This window comes from Algimonas porphyrae (assembly GCF_041429795.1).
GTDB classification, from domain to species: domain Bacteria; phylum Pseudomonadota; class Alphaproteobacteria; order Caulobacterales; family Maricaulaceae; genus Litorimonas; species Litorimonas porphyrae.
This window is the reverse complement of record NZ_CP163424.1, coordinates 505,261-522,246: the sequence shown is the minus strand read 5'-3', so window position 1 is coordinate 522,246 and position 16,986 is coordinate 505,261. Positions and strand designations below refer to the sequence as shown.

The 16,986-nt window shown below is 60.2% G+C and carries 17 protein-coding genes; 8 read left to right on the top strand and 9 right to left on the bottom strand.

Annotation, left to right across the window (positions count from 1 at the left end):
- Nucleotides 1–7: 7 nt before the first annotated feature.
- Both AB6B39_RS02620 and AB6B39_RS02615 read left to right on the top strand, forming a co-directional pair.
- A complete protein-coding gene (locus AB6B39_RS02620) occupies nucleotides 8–1,609 on the top strand; it encodes an AbgT family transporter (protein WP_284371503.1) in 1,602 nt (533 codons plus the stop codon).
- 99 nt (nucleotides 1,610–1,708) lie between these two features.
- Nucleotides 1,709–2,638, top strand: coding sequence for a hypothetical protein (locus AB6B39_RS02615; RefSeq protein WP_284371501.1), 930 nt, complete (start codon nucleotides 1,709–1,711; stop codon nucleotides 2,636–2,638).
- A 77-nt stretch (nucleotides 2,639–2,715) separates the two neighbouring features.
- On the opposite strand, the gene AB6B39_RS02610 is transcribed toward AB6B39_RS02615, so the two are convergent.
- From AB6B39_RS02610 to AB6B39_RS02590, 5 genes are all read right to left on the bottom strand, one after another.
- Nucleotides 2,716–2,970: a GlsB/YeaQ/YmgE family stress response membrane protein gene (locus AB6B39_RS02610; RefSeq protein ID WP_284371498.1), complete on the bottom strand. Its 255-nt coding sequence runs from the start codon at nucleotides 2,968–2,970 to the stop codon at nucleotides 2,716–2,718.
- Nucleotides 2,971–3,287: 317 nt separating this feature from the next.
- A complete protein-coding gene (gene miaB, locus AB6B39_RS02605; RefSeq protein ID WP_284371496.1) occupies nucleotides 3,288–4,790 on the bottom strand; it encodes a tRNA (N6-isopentenyl adenosine(37)-C2)-methylthiotransferase MiaB in 1,503 nt (500 codons plus the stop codon).
- 68 nt (nucleotides 4,791–4,858) lie between these two features.
- The gene (locus AB6B39_RS02600) at nucleotides 4,859–5,398 is read right to left on the bottom strand and encodes a DsrE family protein (protein ID WP_284371494.1); all 540 of its coding nucleotides are present in this window, start codon (nucleotides 5,396–5,398) and stop codon (nucleotides 4,859–4,861) included.
- Nucleotides 5,399–5,408: 10 nt separating this feature from the next.
- Complete coding sequence (nth, locus tag AB6B39_RS02595) at nucleotides 5,409–6,107, bottom strand: endonuclease III (RefSeq protein ID WP_284371492.1); 699 nt, start codon at nucleotides 6,105–6,107, stop codon at nucleotides 5,409–5,411.
- Complete coding sequence (locus AB6B39_RS02590) at nucleotides 6,097–6,654, bottom strand: NADPH-dependent FMN reductase (RefSeq protein ID WP_284371491.1); 558 nt, start codon at nucleotides 6,652–6,654, stop codon at nucleotides 6,097–6,099. Before AB6B39_RS02590 ends, nth begins: the two co-directional genes overlap by 11 nt.
- A 47-nt stretch (nucleotides 6,655–6,701) precedes the next feature.
- Here AB6B39_RS02590 and AB6B39_RS02585 point away from each other — a divergent pair, with 47 nt between their 5' ends.
- Nucleotides 6,702–7,196, top strand: coding sequence for a hypothetical protein (locus tag AB6B39_RS02585; RefSeq protein WP_284371488.1), 495 nt, complete (start codon nucleotides 6,702–6,704; stop codon nucleotides 7,194–7,196).
- On the opposite strand, the gene dapB is transcribed toward AB6B39_RS02585, so the two are convergent.
- Nucleotides 7,193–7,906: a 4-hydroxy-tetrahydrodipicolinate reductase gene (gene dapB, locus AB6B39_RS02580; protein ID WP_284371486.1), complete on the bottom strand. Its 714-nt coding sequence runs from the start codon at nucleotides 7,904–7,906 to the stop codon at nucleotides 7,193–7,195. The two genes, AB6B39_RS02585 and dapB, sit on opposite strands and share 4 nt — an antisense overlap.
- An 87-nt stretch (nucleotides 7,907–7,993) precedes the next feature.
- Here dapB and AB6B39_RS02575 point away from each other — a divergent pair, with 87 nt between their 5' ends.
- Together AB6B39_RS02575 and AB6B39_RS02570 are read left to right on the top strand one after the other, a co-directional pair.
- Nucleotides 7,994–8,683: a LolA family protein gene (locus AB6B39_RS02575; RefSeq protein ID WP_284371484.1), complete on the top strand. Its 690-nt coding sequence runs from the start codon at nucleotides 7,994–7,996 to the stop codon at nucleotides 8,681–8,683.
- 138 nt (nucleotides 8,684–8,821) lie between these two features.
- Nucleotides 8,822–9,667 carry an exodeoxyribonuclease III gene (locus AB6B39_RS02570; protein WP_284371482.1) on the top strand — a complete coding sequence of 282 codons (846 nt, stop codon included), beginning with the start codon at nucleotides 8,822–8,824 and terminating at the stop codon, nucleotides 9,665–9,667.
- A 10-nt stretch (nucleotides 9,668–9,677) separates the two neighbouring features.
- Here AB6B39_RS02570 and AB6B39_RS02565 read toward each other — a convergent pair whose 3' ends face one another.
- Nucleotides 9,678–10,727, bottom strand: a complete 1,050-nt coding sequence (locus AB6B39_RS02565) for a hypothetical protein (RefSeq protein ID WP_284371480.1) — start codon at nucleotides 10,725–10,727, stop codon at nucleotides 9,678–9,680.
- An 8-nt stretch (nucleotides 10,728–10,735) separates the two neighbouring features.
- Nucleotides 10,736–11,944, bottom strand: coding sequence for a parallel beta-helix domain-containing protein (locus AB6B39_RS02560; protein WP_284371478.1), 1,209 nt, complete (start codon nucleotides 11,942–11,944; stop codon nucleotides 10,736–10,738).
- Between AB6B39_RS02560 and mtgA the strand changes: the two genes are divergently transcribed.
- Nucleotides 11,943–12,698 carry a monofunctional biosynthetic peptidoglycan transglycosylase gene (gene mtgA, locus AB6B39_RS02555; RefSeq protein ID WP_284371476.1) on the top strand — a complete coding sequence of 252 codons (756 nt, stop codon included), beginning with the start codon at nucleotides 11,943–11,945 and terminating at the stop codon, nucleotides 12,696–12,698. The genes AB6B39_RS02560 and mtgA overlap by 2 nt on opposite strands.
- On the opposite strand, the gene AB6B39_RS02550 is transcribed toward mtgA, so the two are convergent.
- Nucleotides 12,695–13,891, bottom strand: coding sequence for an aromatic amino acid transaminase (locus tag AB6B39_RS02550; protein WP_284371474.1), 1,197 nt, complete (start codon nucleotides 13,889–13,891; stop codon nucleotides 12,695–12,697). The genes mtgA and AB6B39_RS02550 overlap by 4 nt on opposite strands.
- A 95-nt stretch (nucleotides 13,892–13,986) precedes the next feature.
- On the opposite strand from AB6B39_RS02550, the gene AB6B39_RS02545 reads away from it, so the two are divergent.
- Nucleotides 13,987–15,309, top strand: a complete 1,323-nt coding sequence (locus AB6B39_RS02545) for a S41 family peptidase (protein WP_284371472.1) — start codon at nucleotides 13,987–13,989, stop codon at nucleotides 15,307–15,309.
- Between the two features lie 152 nt (nucleotides 15,310–15,461).
- Nucleotides 15,462–16,931 (top strand): alanine/glycine:cation symporter family protein, encoded by a 1,470-nt coding sequence (locus AB6B39_RS02540; RefSeq protein WP_284371470.1) that lies wholly within the window; start codon nucleotides 15,462–15,464, stop codon nucleotides 16,929–16,931.
- Nucleotides 16,932–16,986: the final 55 nt, after the last annotated feature.

Genomic DNA, 16,986 nt, shown 5'->3' with positions numbered 1-16,986 from the left:
GCCCGACATGACCGACAGTACCGTTCCGACAGAACCGCCACAAAAAGGGTTTCTCTCATGGGTCGAAAAAACGGGTAACCGCCTGCCGGACCCTGTCTTCATCTTCTTTTATCTGATCGCCCTGCTGTTGATCATATCGGTTGTTCTGAAATGGATGGGCCTGTCCGCCCTGCATCCCACGCAGGTCGGCGCTGACGGATCGCCCGAAGTGATCCGGTCTGCCTCTCTGCTCTCGGCAGAGAATATTCAGCTGCTCTGGACGGAAATGCCGAAGACCTTCACCCACTTCCATCCGCTCGGCTATGTGCTGGTGGTGATGCTGGGCGCGGGCGTGGCGGAACGCTCGGGCCTGTTTGCGGCGGGCATTCGTCAGGCCGTTCGCGGCGCGCCGCTATTCCTGCTGACGCCGGTCGTAGCGCTGGTGGCGATGCTGTCCAACCATGCGGCGGATGCGGGCTACGTTGTCATGATCCCGCTGGCTGCAATCCTGTTCGCATCCGCCGGACGACATCCGCTAGCAGGTATTGCCGCCGCTTTCGCCGGTGTATCGGGCGGGTTTTCCGCTAACATCTCCCCCGGTCAGCTCGACGCCTTGCTGTTCGGCATCACCGAAGCCGCCGTTGATGGCTCAGGTCTGGACCCAAGTTGGACCATGAATATTGCCGGCAACTGGTGGTTCATCGCCGTTCTGATGGTGATCTATCTGCCGACTATCTGGTTCGTGACCGACAAGATCATCGAGCCCCGCCTGGGCAAATGGGCCCCCGATGAGCGTCAGGCCGCAGAATATGGCGAAGAAGACAAGCCACTGAGCGATGCACAGCGCCGGGGCCTGCGCAATGCTGGACTGGCCATGCTGGCCGTCTTTGCCCTCTGGGCCGCCATGACCTTTGCCCCCGGTACGCCCTTGCTCGCCGACGAGACGGCCGTGCCCGGACAGGCTTGGTACGTGACCGCAACGCCCTTTTTCCGTTCGCTGGTCGCGGGTTTCATGATCCTGTTCCTCGCCATGGGCTGGGCCTATGGTCGCGCTGCCGGATCGATCAAGGATCATCGCGATCTGGTCAATATGATGGCCGAAGCGATGAAGGATATGGGCTATTACCTCGTTCTGGCCTTCGCCGCCGCCCATTTCGTCGCCATGTTCAACTGGTCCAATCTGGGCCTGATTACGGCGATCCACGGTGCCAACGGGATTGAAGCCTCGGGCCTCCCCCTGCCGATCGCCCTCGGCCTGATCGTGCTTTTCGCGGGTTTGCTGAACCTGTTCGTCGGATCGGCGTCTGCCAAATGGGCTCTGCTCGCTCCGGTGCTCGTGCCGATGCTGATGCTGCTCGGCGTCTCTCCGGAAGGGGCAACCGCCGCCTACCGGGTCGGCGACGGGGCAACCAATATCATCACGCCGCTCATGGTCTATTTCCCGCTGATCCTCGTCTTCGCCCAGCGTTGGCAGAAGGATTTCGGGATCGGTAGCCTGACGGCGATGATGATCCCCTATTCGGTCTGGCTGCTGATTACGGGCGTCATCCTGATGATGGTCTGGATCTTCCTGGGTATCGATCTGGGGCCGGGCGCGCCGGTCGGCTACATATTGCCAGGGGCGGGTTAGTCCAACTTCAAGCGCTGATTGACCGGAATTGCCAGATAGGTCTTGAGTGTAAGGACGGATGTCGTAGAAAGAGGCTCCTTCTGTTTTCGGAGCCCTCTCATGCCCATCCGTTGTCTTACCCTTCTGTCTCTGTCGACCGCGCTTCTGGCTTGTGCGCCCGAAACCGCTCTGGACAATGCGACGTCAGCCGAGTCGGCTGAACAACCCATTACCGAGACCATAGCACTCACCCTGAACGAAGCCTGGGTGCTGGACGGGTTCGACGCGCCGGAGAGCGTGATCGCGACGCAAGACGGGCGCGGCTATTACGTGTCCAATGTCGGCGGCGACGGCACGGCGCAGGATAATGACGGCGTTATTTCACTGGTCGGAACGAACGGCACGATCCTCGAACGCAACTGGGTCGCGGGCACGGATGCCGTCCCGCTGCACGCGCCAAAAGGCATGACGCTGGTCGAAAATGACAAGGGTCTCACCCTGCTCGCCACCGATATCGACCACGTCGCCTTCATCCTCGCTGATGAGGGACGCCTCGCCAAACGCCTGCCGGCACCGGACGCAACCTTCCTGAACGACATTGCCAAGGGTCCGGGCGCGAGCGCCTTTCTCAGCGACAGTGCCAATGCCCGCATCTACAAGCTGGAAGATGACACGATCACGGTCTGGCTCGAAGACGACCGTCTCGGCGGCGTCAACGGCCTGCAGATGGAAGGCGACAGACTGCTCGTCACCACGATGAGCGCGGGTGAGTTGCTCAGCATCGATCTGGAAACCAAGGCCATTACTGGCCTCGCGGCGGGCATGGAGAATGCCGACGGTATCGGACTGCGCAGCGACGGGAGCTACATCATCAGCAGCTGGCCCGGACAGCTCTGGCATGTCCGCGAGGGCGAGGCCCCTGTCCTGTTGCAGGACACGAGCGGTGAAGAGGGCGCGACCCTGATGAACGATATTCTGCTCGTGGATGACGCTACGCTGATTACGCCGAACTGGATGCCGGGAACCGTGCGGGGCTACAGAGTGCAATAAAAACGCCCGCCGGGAGGGCGGGCGCGACTGATCGATCTTTGACGGTTTGAGCCGTGCGTGCGATCAAACGGTCTTGATCAAGCCTTCTTGATGAGGCGGATCAGGAAGATCAGCACGACGGCGCCGATAAAGGCCGTCACGATGGTCCCCAGAATGCCACCAAAGGCGACGCCCAGCATTCCGAGCAGCCAGCCGCCGATGAAGGCGCCGACGATACCGATGATGATGTCTCCGATCAGCCCGTAAGGCCGCCCGGATTTCATCACCACCCCAGCGAGCCAACCCGCCACGGCCCCGATCAGAATCCAGATCAGAATTGCTTCCAATGTCATAATGTCCTCCCAAATATGCGCCCATCGCGCATCTGTCGCTTACACCAAAATGCGACAATTAAGAAGGAAAGTCGTGAATTGGCCATCAACGGCACATGAATGGCTTCGCCGTGAAGGGTCTTCTATTCACAAAAGCTGGGCGGCAGAATCTTTACATTTTTAGTTGAAAGCCGAGCATAACTCGACCCCTTATGCTTTCCAGTGATTATGTAATCTGGAGAAATGGTGGCTCTGTAAATTGCACCATCGCAAGTTAATACGCACCATCCCTACATGGTTTTCGGTAAAAACCGCAGCAACAGCATTTAGCCTGATCCTTAAACCAACGCCCCCACCAGAGAGTTCACCCCCGCGCTCGTGATCGTCACGGGCACGATTTGCCCGATCAGGTCGTCAGGGCCGTCGAAATGGGTGCCTGTCAGGTAGGGGCTGCGTCCGAACAGACGTCCCGGCTCTTTGGCATGGCCTTCGACCAGCACATCGAGCGTTTTGCCGATCAGGCTTTCATTCCATTCGCGCTGCTGCGTGTAGAGCAGGTCTTGTAGCCGTTTGAGGCGCTCCGATTTCACCGCTTCAGGCACCTGATGGGGCAAGGTGGCGCCAGGTGTGCCGGGCCGGGTGGAGTATTTGAACGAGAACGAGCTGGCATAGCCGATTTCGCGCACGCAGTTCATCGTCGCTTCGAAATCCTCATCCGTTTCACCGGGAAAGCCGACAATGAAATCCCCGGACAGGGCGATGTCCGGACGCGCGGCGCGGACTTTCGCAATCAGGTCGCGGTAATGCGCATAGCTATGGCCGCGATTCATGGCGTGGAGCACCCGATCGCTGCCGGCCTGAATCGGCAGATGCAGATAGGGCATCAGTTTCGGCTCAGTGCTGAGCGTTTCAATCAGCCCGTCATCCATGTCGCGCGGGTGGGAGGTGGTGAAGCGCAGCCGGTCGATCCCGCCGATCTTGGCCACATGACGGATCAGTTCGCCCAGACCCCACTCCGCCCCGTCCGGACCATCCGCATGGTATGCGTCCACATTCTGTCCGATCAGCGTGATTTCGCGCACGCCCTGGCTGGCGAGGCTGCGCGCTTCGGCTACGATCTGTTCGACCGGACGGCTCACTTCCGCGCCGCGCGTATAGGGGACGACGCAGAAGGTGCAGAATTTGTCGCAGCCCTCTTGGACGGTGAGAAACGCCGAATAGCCCTTGGCCTGACGCCCGGCAGGCAGCGCGTCGAACTTCTCGATCGTGTCGAACTCAGTCTCAAGCACATCACCTGTTTCGCGCGACACACGCGCAATCATTTCCGGCAGCTTGTGATAGGTCTGCGGGCCGAGCACCATGTCGACCACGGGGGCGCGGCGCTTGATCTCAGCGCCTTCGGCCTGCGCGACGCAGCCGGCGACGGCGACTTTCATGTCCGGTTTATTGCGTTCCTTATGCTGCCGGATCCGACCCAGCTCGGAATAGACTTTCTCGGCTGCCTTTTCGCGAATGTGACAGGTGTTGAGGATGACCAGATCGGCATCGTCCGGTTTGTCGACAGCGGCGTAGCCAATCGGTGCGAGCACGTCGGCCATACGCTCGCTGTCATAGACGTTCATCTGGCACCCATAGGTCTTGATGAAGACCGATTTGGTGTTTTTGCCCGGCGTGATGCGCGGTTTCGCGATCGTCGGTGCTTCGACGTTCAGATGAGTGGCAGGTCTGGGTTTGCTGGCGGCAGCCGTGACAGGTCGTCCGATATCCAGAACAGTGCTCTTTCGCGCTGTCTTGGTACTCGAGCGGCTGTCACGGGACGCGGTTTTATCGCGGGGTGACATGGCGGGCTTTCGATGATGTAGTGATGCGCGCTTTAGAGCCTCATCGAGGCCCCTGCAAGCCGGCCCACTCAGAACGGGTTCAGCGTATAGCCATCCTGTTGCAGTTGGGCATGAGCCGTCATGGCGGACAGGGCGAGCTCGACACCAGGCAGCAGATCGTCTTTGGCGATGTCGCGATAGGCGGCGGTCTGTCCGCACAGAATGATGCGGACATTCCGGTCCGTCAGGGCCGCAATCAGCGCGACATTCGGATTGGTGCGGCCCTCATGACGATCCGCATAGGCTTCCGCGTGCAGCATATCGAACGCCGCGCCACCATGGGTGACAACGGCCAGCCTGATATTCTCCGGATCGACGCCGGCGGCAGCATGCATGTTGAGGAAGCGCGCGGCACTTTCCAGTGTCCGGTTGAGCGCATCACCCTCCGACGCTTTGGCGGTGTCGAAGGCCACTTTGAAACTGATGTCATCCGGCAGCGTCTGCGCCTCCGCAACCACCGCCTTAGGTCCGAACCCGTCGATAACGGGACCTGTCTGGAAGTCACTGGGCCCGGCCAAGGCCGCAACCGGAAACAGGATCATGCAGGCGAGGAGACAGATATGGCGCATGCGGAGGTCCTTATGGATCCGGGGTCTTTGGTCTGAACTGGCACAGATCGGCGATCTTGCAATCATAGCATTTCGGTGTGCGGGCGACGCAAGTATAGCGGCCATGCAGCAGCACCCAGTGATGGGCCCCCATCAGAAATTCGTCCGGCGTCACGCGCAACAGGTTCAGCTCCACCTCCACCACATCCTTGCCCGGCGCCATACCCGTCCGGTTGGCGACGCGGAAGATATGCGTATCGACGGCCATGGTCGGCTGACCGAAAGCTTCGTTCATCACCACGTTCGCGGTCTTTCGCCCGACGCCCGGGAGCTTGATCAGATCGTCCCGGTTTTGCGGGACCTCGCCGCCAAACGCGTCGAGGATCATGCGCGACAGCTTGATCACGTTCTTGGCCTTATTGCGGTACAGGCCGATCGTCTTGATGTGATCGCGCACCACATCTTCGCCCAGCTCGAGCATGGCCTGCGGATTGTCCGCCTTTTCGAACAGGGCCCGGGTCGCACGGTTCACGCCGACATCGGTCGCCTGTGCCGACAGGGCGACGGCGACAACCAGCGTATAGGGGTTGGAGTAGTTTAGCTCTGTGCGCGGATTTGGATTGTCGCGGTGCAGCCGCTGATAGATTTCCGCGATCTGCGCCCGGTTCAGTTTCGGGCGCGGCAAGATGTTGTAGAGCCTTTCCTTTTTCACACGCACCTCAGCTGTCACGCGCCTGTCTGGCCCGTTCGATGAGCTGGCCCAGCATCTTGTCCGCCAGGCCGTTTGTCGGCTCCACGGCGATGCGGCCCTCCCCGTCAAAGGCCTTCGATGCATTGCCGCAGCCGACTTGCGCCGGAACGACTTCAGCGCCGACGCGGTTCAGAATATAATGTAGCTGGCGCAGACACATGATCCCGCTCATCGGGCCGGGTGTGCAGGATGCAATGCCGTAGATCGGTCCGGTCAGATGCCCGGTCTCCACGGTCGACGTCCAATCGATGACATTCTTCAAGAGTGGTGGCAGCGACCCGTTATATTCGGGCGTCACGATCACGATCGCGTCAAACGTCTTCAACCGGTCGATCAGCGCCTGAACCGTGTCCGGCGTTCTCAGATCGCCATGATAGAGCGGCATGTCGTACTCGGACAGATCGATCTTGACGGGCTCCGCATCCAGCGCCGCTGCCTTGATCATCAGGGCCGTTTCCAGCGTCTGGTTGATAGAGCCTTCACGCAAGCTGGCGCAGACAAAGGCAATGGAAACAGGATCGGACATGGCATCAGCCCCTATGTCAGCGGCTGCCACGGGGCAAGCCGCTTGAAGTGAAGCCTTTATACGCCATATCGGGAGGCATGGTTTACGGCGATATTGTTCTCTGGGCGGTTTTTGGTCCCGTTGCACTGGTTGCATTTGTGTTCACGATCCGCGCGGCGATCGGCTGGGTCGGACTGACAAAAGAGGCGAATGACGATTTCGCCTATCGCTGCGAGCAGGACATGGTCGGCGCCCATGTTGCACAGGACCGCTTTGTCAGCGCCTATCGCCGCGTGCATGCGCCGCGCGTATCGAGCTATGTTGCGGCGACATTGTGGACCGTACTGCTGGCGACGCCGCTGATCGCCAAGATCATGGAAGTCTTGTTGGACATGCTGTGGCGCGCCTCGGGCCGATCCCGCGTGTTCGAACCGGGCTATCTGGTCTGGGCCTTTTTCATCTTTTTCGGCCTGATGGGGGCCTGGGCCGCTATCGCCTTTCTCAGCGCGCGCCGCTTTCATGCGCGCACGCCAGGGCGGCTGGAGGACGAACTGGCCCGTTAGACGGTTATCATGTCCTCCAGGGAATAGAGCCCCGCCGGACGGCCCAACAGCCAATCGGCGGCTTGAACAGCGCCGTCGGCGAAAACCTGCCGGTTCAGGGCCCGGTGACCCAGCGTGATCTGCTCCGATTCGGAGACGATCCGGACCTCATGATCACCATAAATGCCGCCGCCGCGCAGAACCGAAAAACCGATATCACCAATCCTCCGCGCACCGGCTCGTTCATGCGCGGCGACATCGGAGAGCGTGACGCCCCGTCCTTTGGCGAGCGCCTCACCCAGCATTAGCGCGGTTCCGGACGGCGCGTCGACCTTGTGTCTATGATGCATCTCCAGCACTTCCACATCCCAGTCGTCGCCCAGCGAGGCCGCCGCCTGCCGTGCCAGCGCGCACAGCACCGCAATGCCGATGGAAAAATTGCCGGACCGGAGCAGGGGCAAACGCGCCGACACATTGGATATGGCGCGCTCTTCGTCAGGACTGAGTCCAGTCGTTCCCGACACCAGCGCCGTCCCGTCCGAAAAATGGGGCAGCGCCTGCACTAGCGCCGATCCGACTGAAAAGTCGATCACAACGTCGCATTGCGATAGAGCCGGATAGTCCGCATCATCCTTCGATATGCGCGCAACAATGTCGTAGCGTTTCTGCGCTGCCAGCCCGACCGCCTGCCCCATGCGCCCGTCTGCACCGATAATACCGAGAGTTTTCATGATTTCGGCTTACAGCCTTGCGGAAGTTTAAGGAAGATGAGCTAGACGTTCAGTCGCCGTTTAGTTCCGCTTCGCTATAGGGACCGCATGAAATCGATCCATACACTCTCCGCCGCCGCTCTGATAGCGCTGGCCGTTCCGGCTTTTTCGACCGCACAGGATGCCTACGCGCCGCAGCCGCGTGTCCAGAATGCCTCCACGACCAATCTGCCGGCCTTTACGCACCCGCAGTCGGTTCCTCAGGATCTGGCGCGGGTGGATGGTGGCCTGAACGCGACGGGCAGCTTTCAAGGGCGGTTCACTCAATATGGTGCGGATGGATCGGTCTCCACCGGCACAGTCCACCTGCAACGCCCCGGTCGCGTCCGGTTCGAATATGACGCGCCCAATCCTCTGCTGATTGTCTCAGACGGTGTCACGCTGGTGCAGCAGGACCGCGCACTGGAAACTTTCGATCGTGTGCCACTCTCGGCCACGCCGCTGAACTATTTCCTCAAGGAAAATGTCAATCTGGCGCGCGATACGGAAGTTATCGGGTTTCAGAAACTGCCAAACCAGTGGCGCGTGACTTCCCGCGACGGGTCTGGCGAGATGGCTGGAGCGATCACGCTGGTTTTCGATCCGCAGAGCCTCGCCCTGATGGAATGGGTCATTGCCGATGAATTTGGTGGCACGACGACGGTGCGTCTGTCCGAGCTGCAATATAATCAGGCCCTTGATCCGCGCCTGTTCATTCTGCGCGACCAGCGCGAAGATCGCCGCGACCGCCGCCGCTAGGCGGGGTCGCCAGCACACTGATCCGATCCGGCACTAGATCTGGCATTGGCTTGGCCAGCACCCGACGCTGGGTCGCGATCTGACAAATGGGCGAAAGTTTCACCTGACGCTGCACGCCTGCTGCGTTAGGCAGCCCATATGAAAATCTCCATCGCCACCTGGAATATCAACTCGGTCCGCCTGCGCGAACCCAGCGTCTTGCGGTTTCTGGAAGAGCGGCAGCCGGACATTCTCTGCCTGCAGGAAATCAAGTGCCAAAACGACCAGTTCCCGATGAAGAACTTCAAGGCGCTCGGCTATGAATATATCGAAGTCGCCGGGATGAAAGCCTATCACGGGGCGGCGACGATTTCGAAGCTGCCGCTTGAGCGCCTGCCGACAAGCTTCTGTCCGCTCGATCACGCCCGCCATGTCAGTACGCGCGTAGTGGCGGACGCGGCGCGCGGCGATGCGGGCGATTTCGAGCTGCATAACTTCTATATTCCGGCCGGCGGCGATGTGGCCGACCGGACCGTCAATGATAAATTCGGGCACAAGCTCGATTTCATCGAGAACATGCGTGCATATTTCGCCGAACGCTTCGCCATCGGCGACCAGCATCAGGTGCTGGTAGGGGACTTCAACATCGCCCCACATGAGCATGACGTCTGGTCGCACAAGCAGCTGCTGAAGGTTGTCAGCCACACGCCGCAGGAGGTCGAATTGCTCGAGACCCTGCGCGCCAGCCACGATTTTACTGACACATCGCGCCTGTTCCGGGACGACGCTGAAAAACTCTATAGCTGGTGGAGCTACCGGGCGAAGGATGTAATGGCGTCCAATCGCGGGCGTCGCCTCGACCATATCTGGGTCAGCCCGGCCCTGAAACCCGCCGCAGTCGCGACGGGTCGCGAAGGCTTCGAAATCCATACGGATGCCCGCATCTGGGACAAGCCGTCAGACCATGTCCCGGTCGTTCAACTCCTGGATCTGGACGCGATCTAAAAAAGCGCTGTCACACGCCGCATTCGCCGTCCATCTCTGCGATCCAGCCACGGATCAGGGCGAGGCCTTCCGCGTGCGCGAGGCTGCGACCCAGTTCTGGCATCATCGCGCCCGGTGCCGTGCTGGCCATACGGTAGGTCATAATCGACCGATCGGGCGCACCCGGCACGATCGAATAGAGATGACCGCCCGTGCCGGACCCTGCGGCGATGGGTGGCTTGCAACGGCCCATCGCCCGTTCATCGACAGCGTCCAGCCTCAAGTCGAGGCCGGACGTGTCGGCTGGACCATCGGGTTGGTGACAGTGAGCACAATTTGCGGCCAGATAGCTGCGCGCGCGATCAGCAATCGGCAGGGTCTCGTCGCGGTAGTCGAGCTGAGGCGTAAAGGCATCATGGCGCATCACGCCCGCAACGACCATTTTCCCCCGATCCTGGAATTGCGGGGCCGTCGCCCCCAGCGGATGGAAGGCTTTGGTGCGCATATCCGTGACGTGGCAACCGGCGCATTGATTTTCATTAGGCACGACATAAGCGAACGGATCGTTCCGAGCCTCGCCTGACAAGGTCAAGGCGATCACCGCGCCTGTGCGTTTCAACCGGGCTTCGCTCTCACTCGCGTTCCAGACATAGGAGACCGGTTGCCACCCGGCGTCGCGACGCACCAGCAGGCGCGTTTCGATAATGCGGTGCGCGCTCAGATCGATCGCACCCAATCCCTGATCGTCCGTTTTCAGAACCCTGTCTTCACGCTCGGGATAATAGAATGTCTTGCTGAGAACCGACCCGACCGGAAAGTCGAGCGCCCCATCCGCCAGAACGGTGGCCGCCTGCGGCGTATAGACGGTCCGCATCTTGTGCGCGTAATCCGTAAAGAGCGGAGCCGACACGTCATAGACCACGCTCCCGCCCGTCGGAACGAGATGGCCGCGATCAATCTTCAGCACATTCCATTCCGCCAGCGTCGAGGGATTGGCCTCGGCGTGAAAGACGGCCTGATCCGGAGCCGCCTGCGAACAGGCGGACAGGATCAGACCCGCAGCCAGAATCAGGCGTTTCATGTCCGGGCTCATCGCTCCGGCAGGACCACTTCGGCCAGACGGGGCAAGGTGCAGCGATGCGGCTCCGTTTCGACACGCATATTCGCGCTATCATTCGCCAGATCCGCATTGAAGACCTCTGCATCCTCTTGCTCGATACAGATTTGCGGGTCTTCTTCTCCGCGCGCGTAACCGTCCCAGAGCACATGCGGGAACCGTCCCGTCAGGCCGAATTTCAATGTTTTCGCCGCCTTGAGCTCCATGCCGTCCGGCTTATCGCCGCCGCCGGACAGGCTGTTGGAATGAACATGGATCCGGTCCGGATAAGGATCGAATGTGTCCGACCAGGAGGAGTCCGAGAAGTTGGACGAATAGACAGAGGAGATGATGATGTTAGCCGTACGGTTGTCACGGATGCGGTTCTCGAAAATCTCAATGTCATCATGGCTGTTGACCACAACGCCCGATCCTGCCGGAATGCTGGCCACGGGTGTGCCGGGGTGACCGAAATTACCGCGATCGTTCGCATAGACATCATTGTCGAAGACCCGCACCCGAGCACCCGGCTGCGTCAGTCCCGGCATGTTGAAGACGAGGATCCCGCCTGTATTATCGGTCGCGACATTGCCGTAGACATCAGCGTCCTGCGTGTTCTCGATCTCGATCCCGGCCACATTGCGCTCAGCGCGGCTGTTGCGCACGATCACGCCGCGTGACTGCCCGACATAGATGCCCGCATCCGAAGCGCCGATGGCGACCACATCTTCGATCAGCACATTGGTCGTCTGCACCGGATAGAGACCATATGCGCCGTTTTCCGTTTTAGGCTCGCCCGTCCATTCGACGCGCACACCCCGGATCGTCACCCCGTCCGTATCGCTGATCTTAATGGCATCGCCCTGACTGTCTTCGACTGCGAAGTTCTCCAGCACGACATTGTCACCGGTGATGAGCAGACCTTCAGCACCTGCGATCTGATTTCTGAAAGACAGAATGCTGGCGTCCATGCCTTCGCCCCGGATCGTCACATCATCGACGGTCAGTGACAGGCCGCGGTCCAGTTGATGTGTGCCCGCCGGAATGGTGATGACATCACCGGCTTGGGCGTCCAGAAGGGCCAGCTGCAGTGTGTCCTGATAGGCCACATCCGTTTCGACAGGAGCTTCCGCCGGCGTACAGGCGCTCAGGCAGAGCGTTGCAAGACAGATGGCGGTCGGCAGTATAAGATGATAGCGCATGGTAACGTCTCCCCACACCAATAATGAAGCCGAACCCCGCCCAGTCAAGGGACAGAGCAACGACCCGGGCCGCCTGTCGCAGTGGGCGGCCCGTCTCGGTCTTCTTCTATGCGCCGTCTTTCTGGCGATCCACGCTATGGGGCTGAGCCACAGCGTCGCGCCGGTTCATGGGTCGCTGAACATGCTGATGCGCCCCAGTGGAACGGAACTGCGCCAGGACTGGGTTCCGATCGAACGCATATCGCCCGATCTCGTGCAGGCCGTGATCGCGGCTGAGGATTCCCGCTTCTGCGCCCATAATGGGATCGACGTCGATGCGCTGGAAGAGGCGATCGAGGAGAATCGCGATGGCGGACGGCGGCGCGGCGGTTCGACATTGACCCAGCAGACCGCCAAGAATGTGTTCTTGTGGAATGGCGGCGGCTATGCGCGCAAGGCAGTCGAAGCATGGCTCGCTCTCTATATCGACACGATCTGGAGCAAACGCCGGATCATGGAAGTCTATCTGAACATCGCGGAATGGGGCGACGGCATTTACGGGGCCGAAGCGGCTGCGCAGGCGCGGTTCGGCAAACCGGCATCAGACCTGACCCGGCAGGAAGCCGCATTGTTGGCCGCCGTGCTGCCAAGCCCGAACAAGTGGCGCGTCGACCCGCCCGGACCTTACGTGCGCAGGCGGGCCGGCACATTGCGGCAACGCGCCGCCGTCGTCGCCAATGAGGGTCTGGATGACTGCGTGCTGCGGGACGACTAGCTAAGTACGTCGAGCAAGGCCGTCGCCAATGTCGGGATATTGTCGCCATTGGCCCCGGCAATATTGATGCGCCCGGAATTGGTCATATAAATGGCATGGTCTTCGCGCAGGGTGATCGCCTGATCCTGGGTGACCGGCAAGGTCGAGAACATGCCGTTCTGATCGATCACGGCTCGGGCGATATGTTCGCCGCCTTGCACGTCGAGCGCGTCGCTGAGCTGATGGCGCAGACCCCGCATCCGTTCGCGCATGACCGTCAGCTCTTCGGACCAGATTCGCCGCAGCTCAGGATCGCCGAGAATGCGCTCAACGATCTTTGCACCGTGGTCCGGCGGCATGGAAATCAGCGTCCGCTGGATCATGCCGAGCTGCGACTGGGCAATCTGTGTTTGGTCCGGTGTCTCGCAGAGCACGGCCAGCAGACCGACCCGTTCCTTGTAGAGTCCGAAATTCTTTGAACAGGAAACAGCTATCAAGGCTTCGGGGCAGTCCCGCATCGCGAGCCGGACGCCATAGGCGTCTTTTTCAAGCCCATGCCCGAGACCGAGATAGGCCAGATCGATAAACGGAAGCAGACCTCTCTTATTCAGGAAGGGGATGAGGCGGTCCCATTGCGCCGGTGTCAGATCGGCACCGGTCGGATTGTGACAGCAGCCATGCAGGACGATGATGTCGCCTGCCTTGGCGTGATCCTCCAGATGGGTCAGCATATCCTCGAAGTCGACGCCGAGCGTATCGCGATTATAATAGGGATAGGATTTCATCGCAAAACCGGCTGAGCCGATGAGAGGAATATGGTTCGCCCATGTCGGGGTCGACACCCAGACGGAGGCGTCCGGCGCAGCCGTAAAGGCGAGCTGTGCGCCGATCCGCAGCGCGCCGGACCCGCCCGCCGCCTGTGTCGATGCGATCCGTCCAGCCTGCAGGGCGGGATGTTCCGCGCCTAAAACCAATGACAACATATACTCCCGATAGGTCACCCGACCCGTCGTCCCGACATAGGTCTTGGTCTTTTCATCGGCGACGATCTGCGTCTCTGCCATCTTGACGGCTTGCATGATCGGGATGTTCCCCGCCGAATCCTTGTACACACCAACGCCGAGATCGATCTTATCGGGGCGGTCATCGGCCTGACATTGCTGCATCAGCGCAATAATGGCATCGGGCGGAAGGGCTTCGAGACGATCAAACATGGACCCGGCTTTAGAACAAAGCCGGACGATCAACCAGAGGGATGCGTGACAGACAGTCGCTTTTCATCGACGATAATGACGACTAGGCCCTGTTCATGACATTCAAACCTGCAACTGCCTTGTTTTGCACCCTGACGGCTATTACTCTGGCGCTGAGCCTGGGCGCGTCTCCCCTTCGCGCTGCGCCGGATGATCCGGCATCCGTTGAGGATGAAACCGCCGCCTTTGATGCATCGGCCCTGTGGGACGAGGTGCGCGCAGACTTCGATCTCTTCTATGCCTATCGCGACCGCAGAGGGTTCGATGCCGATGCCTATCTCAACCGGGTCGGCGCTTATGTCACCGCAGCGGACAAGCAGGCGGAATTCCGCCGTCGCCTCAACCGCGCTACCTATGCCTTTACCGATCCGCATCTGGGCTTCGGCCCGTCGGACGATCAGGACTTCAATGTCATTCCGACCGCGTCCGACCTTCAGATCGGGTACGAAGCCGGGCGGTATGTCGTGCTGGATGTGCGAGCCGGATCTGCTGCGATGGCCGCTGGCGTTCGCCCCGGCTGGATGTTCACCCACGCAGGTGATGAGCCTGTCGATGATGCGACTCGCAAGGTTTTCGACCCTTTGATCGACAATCCTTCTGACGCACAGCGTGCCTATGCCGCGACCTTGCTGGCCAATGGTCGGCGTACGGGCGACCGCGCGCTGGGGTTCAAAACGGCTGATGGCGAGGCCATCGATCTGGTTCTCGCCAATCCGCGAAACTTCGCGTGGGTGGTGACAACCCAACCACACATTGAAACAAGATGGATCGTTCAGGATGACGGCACGGACATTGCCGTGTTGCGGATCAACAACCGCTTGGGCGACAATGATCTGATCATCGGCTTCGATGCCGCCATGCGCGCGGTTCTGGACGCGGACGGGTTGATTCTGGATCTGCGAAACACACCGAGCGGCGGCAACACGGAAGTGGGCCGTTCGATCATCGGGCATTTCGTCGAGGCCCCGACGCCCTACCAGATGCATGAACGGCCATCGCTGGAGCGCGAGTTCGGCGTGCCGCGTCGCTATGTCGAATATGTCCTGCCCCGCAGGCCTGCCTTCGATCCGAAGCGGACCGTCGTGATCGGCGGATACTGGACCGGCAGCATGGGCGAAGGCATCATTGTGGGCATGGACGCAGCCGGCGTGCAGACGATTGCGTCCGATATGGGCGATCTTTTGGGCAATAAGAGCGATTTTACTTTTGCCGGAGGAGCGATCACCCATTCGATCCCGACCGAGACGCTGTTTCATGTGGACGGGACGCCCCGGGAAGACTTCGTGGCGGACATCGCCCTTGCTGCGGCTGACAGCGATGAAAGAGGCAGCGATCCGGCGATAAGGGCCGCCCTCGATTATCTAAGCGCTGATAATTAGCCTGCAATCCATGGGATTTGCGTTTTGGCCTTGCGCGAGCCTTGGCGCTTGCGGCACAGGGTCCCAAACGTCATGACGACATGCGGGCCAGGGGATTGAGCCCGGATGAACATTGTCAACGCGACACGCCCTGAGGGGCCAGAGGGGAATTCATGGAAAGTCTGATTCAATGGGTCAATAACCAGGTCTGGGGTTGGCCTATGCTGGGATTATTGTTGCTGACGGGAGCGTTCCTTACGGTTGGCCTCCGCTTCATCTCGATCTACAAGATTCCCTACGCCTTCAAGCAACTGTTCCGGAAGCGTGGTGCCAACACCGATGACGGCGATGTCTCGCCCTTTGCCGCTTTGATGACGGCCCTGTCATCGACGATTGGCACCGGCAATATTGCCGGCGTTGCCGCCGCGATCGCCATTGGCGGTCCCGGGGCTGTCTTCTGGATGTGGGTTACAGCCGTTCTGGGGACTGCCACCAAATTCTCCGAAGGGGTTCTCGCCGTCCGTTACCGCGAGATCGATTCCAACGGAAACCGGGTCGGGGGTCCGATGTATTACATCAAGAACGGACTTGGCTCGAAGTGGATGCCGCTGGCCTTGTTGTTCTCATTTTTTGGCATGTTCGCATCTTGGGGCACGGGCAATTCCATTCAAGCCAACTCTGTCGCGGACGTTCTCAATGCAGAATATAATCTGTCACCATGGATCACGGCAGTGTTCCTTGCGGGCGGCGCTGCTGCGGTGATTCTGGGCGGCATCAAGCGAATCGGGTCGGTCGCGTCCAAAGTCGTACCGTTTATGGCTGGAGCCTATATTCTTCTCGGATTGCTGGTCGTCATCATGAATATTTCTGCGGTCCCCGGCGCCTTCTCGACGATCTTCAAAGGGGCCTTTGGCCTGCAGGAGGCCGGAACCGGCATCAGCATCGGCCTCATGGTTCTGGCCATGCAGAAGGGTGTCGCGCGCGGTATTTTCTCGAACGAAGCCGGACAGGGCTCCGCTCCTATCGCGCACGCGGCGGCGCAGAATAATGACCCCGTCAATCAGGGCACGATCGCCATGCTGGGCACGGTGATCGACACACTATTCGTCTGCACGATCACGGCGCTGGTCATTCTGACATCGGGCGTGGTTTCGCCGGAATGTCTGGCTGGACCAGAAAATTACCAACAGCTCATGACCGGGATGCAGCCTGCGGGCTGTGATACGGGCGCGCCGCTGACCAGTTCCGCCTTCGCCGCGCAATATGGTGAAATGGGACGCCACCTCATCCCAATCGCTCTGACGATCTTCGCCTTCACGACCATCCTCGGTTGGAGCTATTATGGGGAGCGCTGCGCGGCCTTCATGTTCAGCGAAAAGGCCATTCTGCCTTACCGCATCATCTACATCGCCGTCGTGTTCTTCTCGGCTGCTGCGATCGCGCTGGAAGATCAGATCGGCAATATCGTCAATCTGTTCTGGCTGATGGCCGATACGCTCACCGGACTGATGGCCGCGCCCAACCTGATCGCGCTGATATTCCTGTCTCCCGTCGTGTTCAAACTGACGCGCGACTATTTCGACAGGGACAAGGAAGCGACCGATGGTCTGATTGATCAGGACGATCTGCCTCGCGGCAGCTGATCAGGCTTGATCGAGGTCGGTCTTCAGACCGACCAGCGAAAAGCCCGCCTCACTG

Bases quoted from the DNA above. Each gene is read 5' to 3' on its own strand.
- AB6B39_RS02615 (WP_284371501.1), top strand. From the start codon at position 1,709: ATGCCCATCCGTTGTCTTACCCTTCTGTCTCTGTCGACCGCGCTTCTG.
- AB6B39_RS02590 (WP_284371491.1), bottom strand. From the start codon at position 6,654: ATGTCCGATCCTGTTTCCATTGCCTTTGTCTGCGCCAGCTTGCGTGAA.
- AB6B39_RS02565 (WP_284371480.1), bottom strand. From the start codon at position 10,727: ATGAAACGCCTGATTCTGGCTGCGGGTCTGATCCTGTCCGCCTGTTCG.
- AB6B39_RS02550 (WP_284371474.1), bottom strand. From the start codon at position 13,891: ATGTTTGATCGTCTCGAAGCCCTTCCGCCCGATGCCATTATTGCGCTG.
- miaB (WP_284371496.1), bottom strand. From the start codon at position 4,790: ATGTCACCCCGCGATAAAACCGCGTCCCGTGACAGCCGCTCGAGTACC.
- AB6B39_RS02570 (WP_284371482.1), top strand. From the start codon at position 8,822: ATGAAAATCTCCATCGCCACCTGGAATATCAACTCGGTCCGCCTGCGC.
- AB6B39_RS02600 (WP_284371494.1), bottom strand. From the start codon at position 5,398: ATGCGCCATATCTGTCTCCTCGCCTGCATGATCCTGTTTCCGGTTGCG.
- AB6B39_RS02575 (WP_284371484.1), top strand. From the start codon at position 7,994: ATGAAATCGATCCATACACTCTCCGCCGCCGCTCTGATAGCGCTGGCC.
- AB6B39_RS02540 (WP_284371470.1), top strand. From the start codon at position 15,462: ATGGAAAGTCTGATTCAATGGGTCAATAACCAGGTCTGGGGTTGGCCT.
- AB6B39_RS02610 (WP_284371498.1), bottom strand. From the start codon at position 2,970: ATGACATTGGAAGCAATTCTGATCTGGATTCTGATCGGGGCCGTGGCG.
- mtgA (WP_284371476.1), top strand. From the start codon at position 11,943: ATGGTAACGTCTCCCCACACCAATAATGAAGCCGAACCCCGCCCAGTC.
- AB6B39_RS02620 (WP_284371503.1), top strand. From the start codon at position 8: ATGACCGACAGTACCGTTCCGACAGAACCGCCACAAAAAGGGTTTCTC.
- AB6B39_RS02560 (WP_284371478.1), bottom strand. From the start codon at position 11,944: ATGCGCTATCATCTTATACTGCCGACCGCCATCTGTCTTGCAACGCTC.
- AB6B39_RS02545 (WP_284371472.1), top strand. From the start codon at position 13,987: ATGACATTCAAACCTGCAACTGCCTTGTTTTGCACCCTGACGGCTATT.
- dapB (WP_284371486.1), bottom strand. From the start codon at position 7,906: ATGAAAACTCTCGGTATTATCGGTGCAGACGGGCGCATGGGGCAGGCG.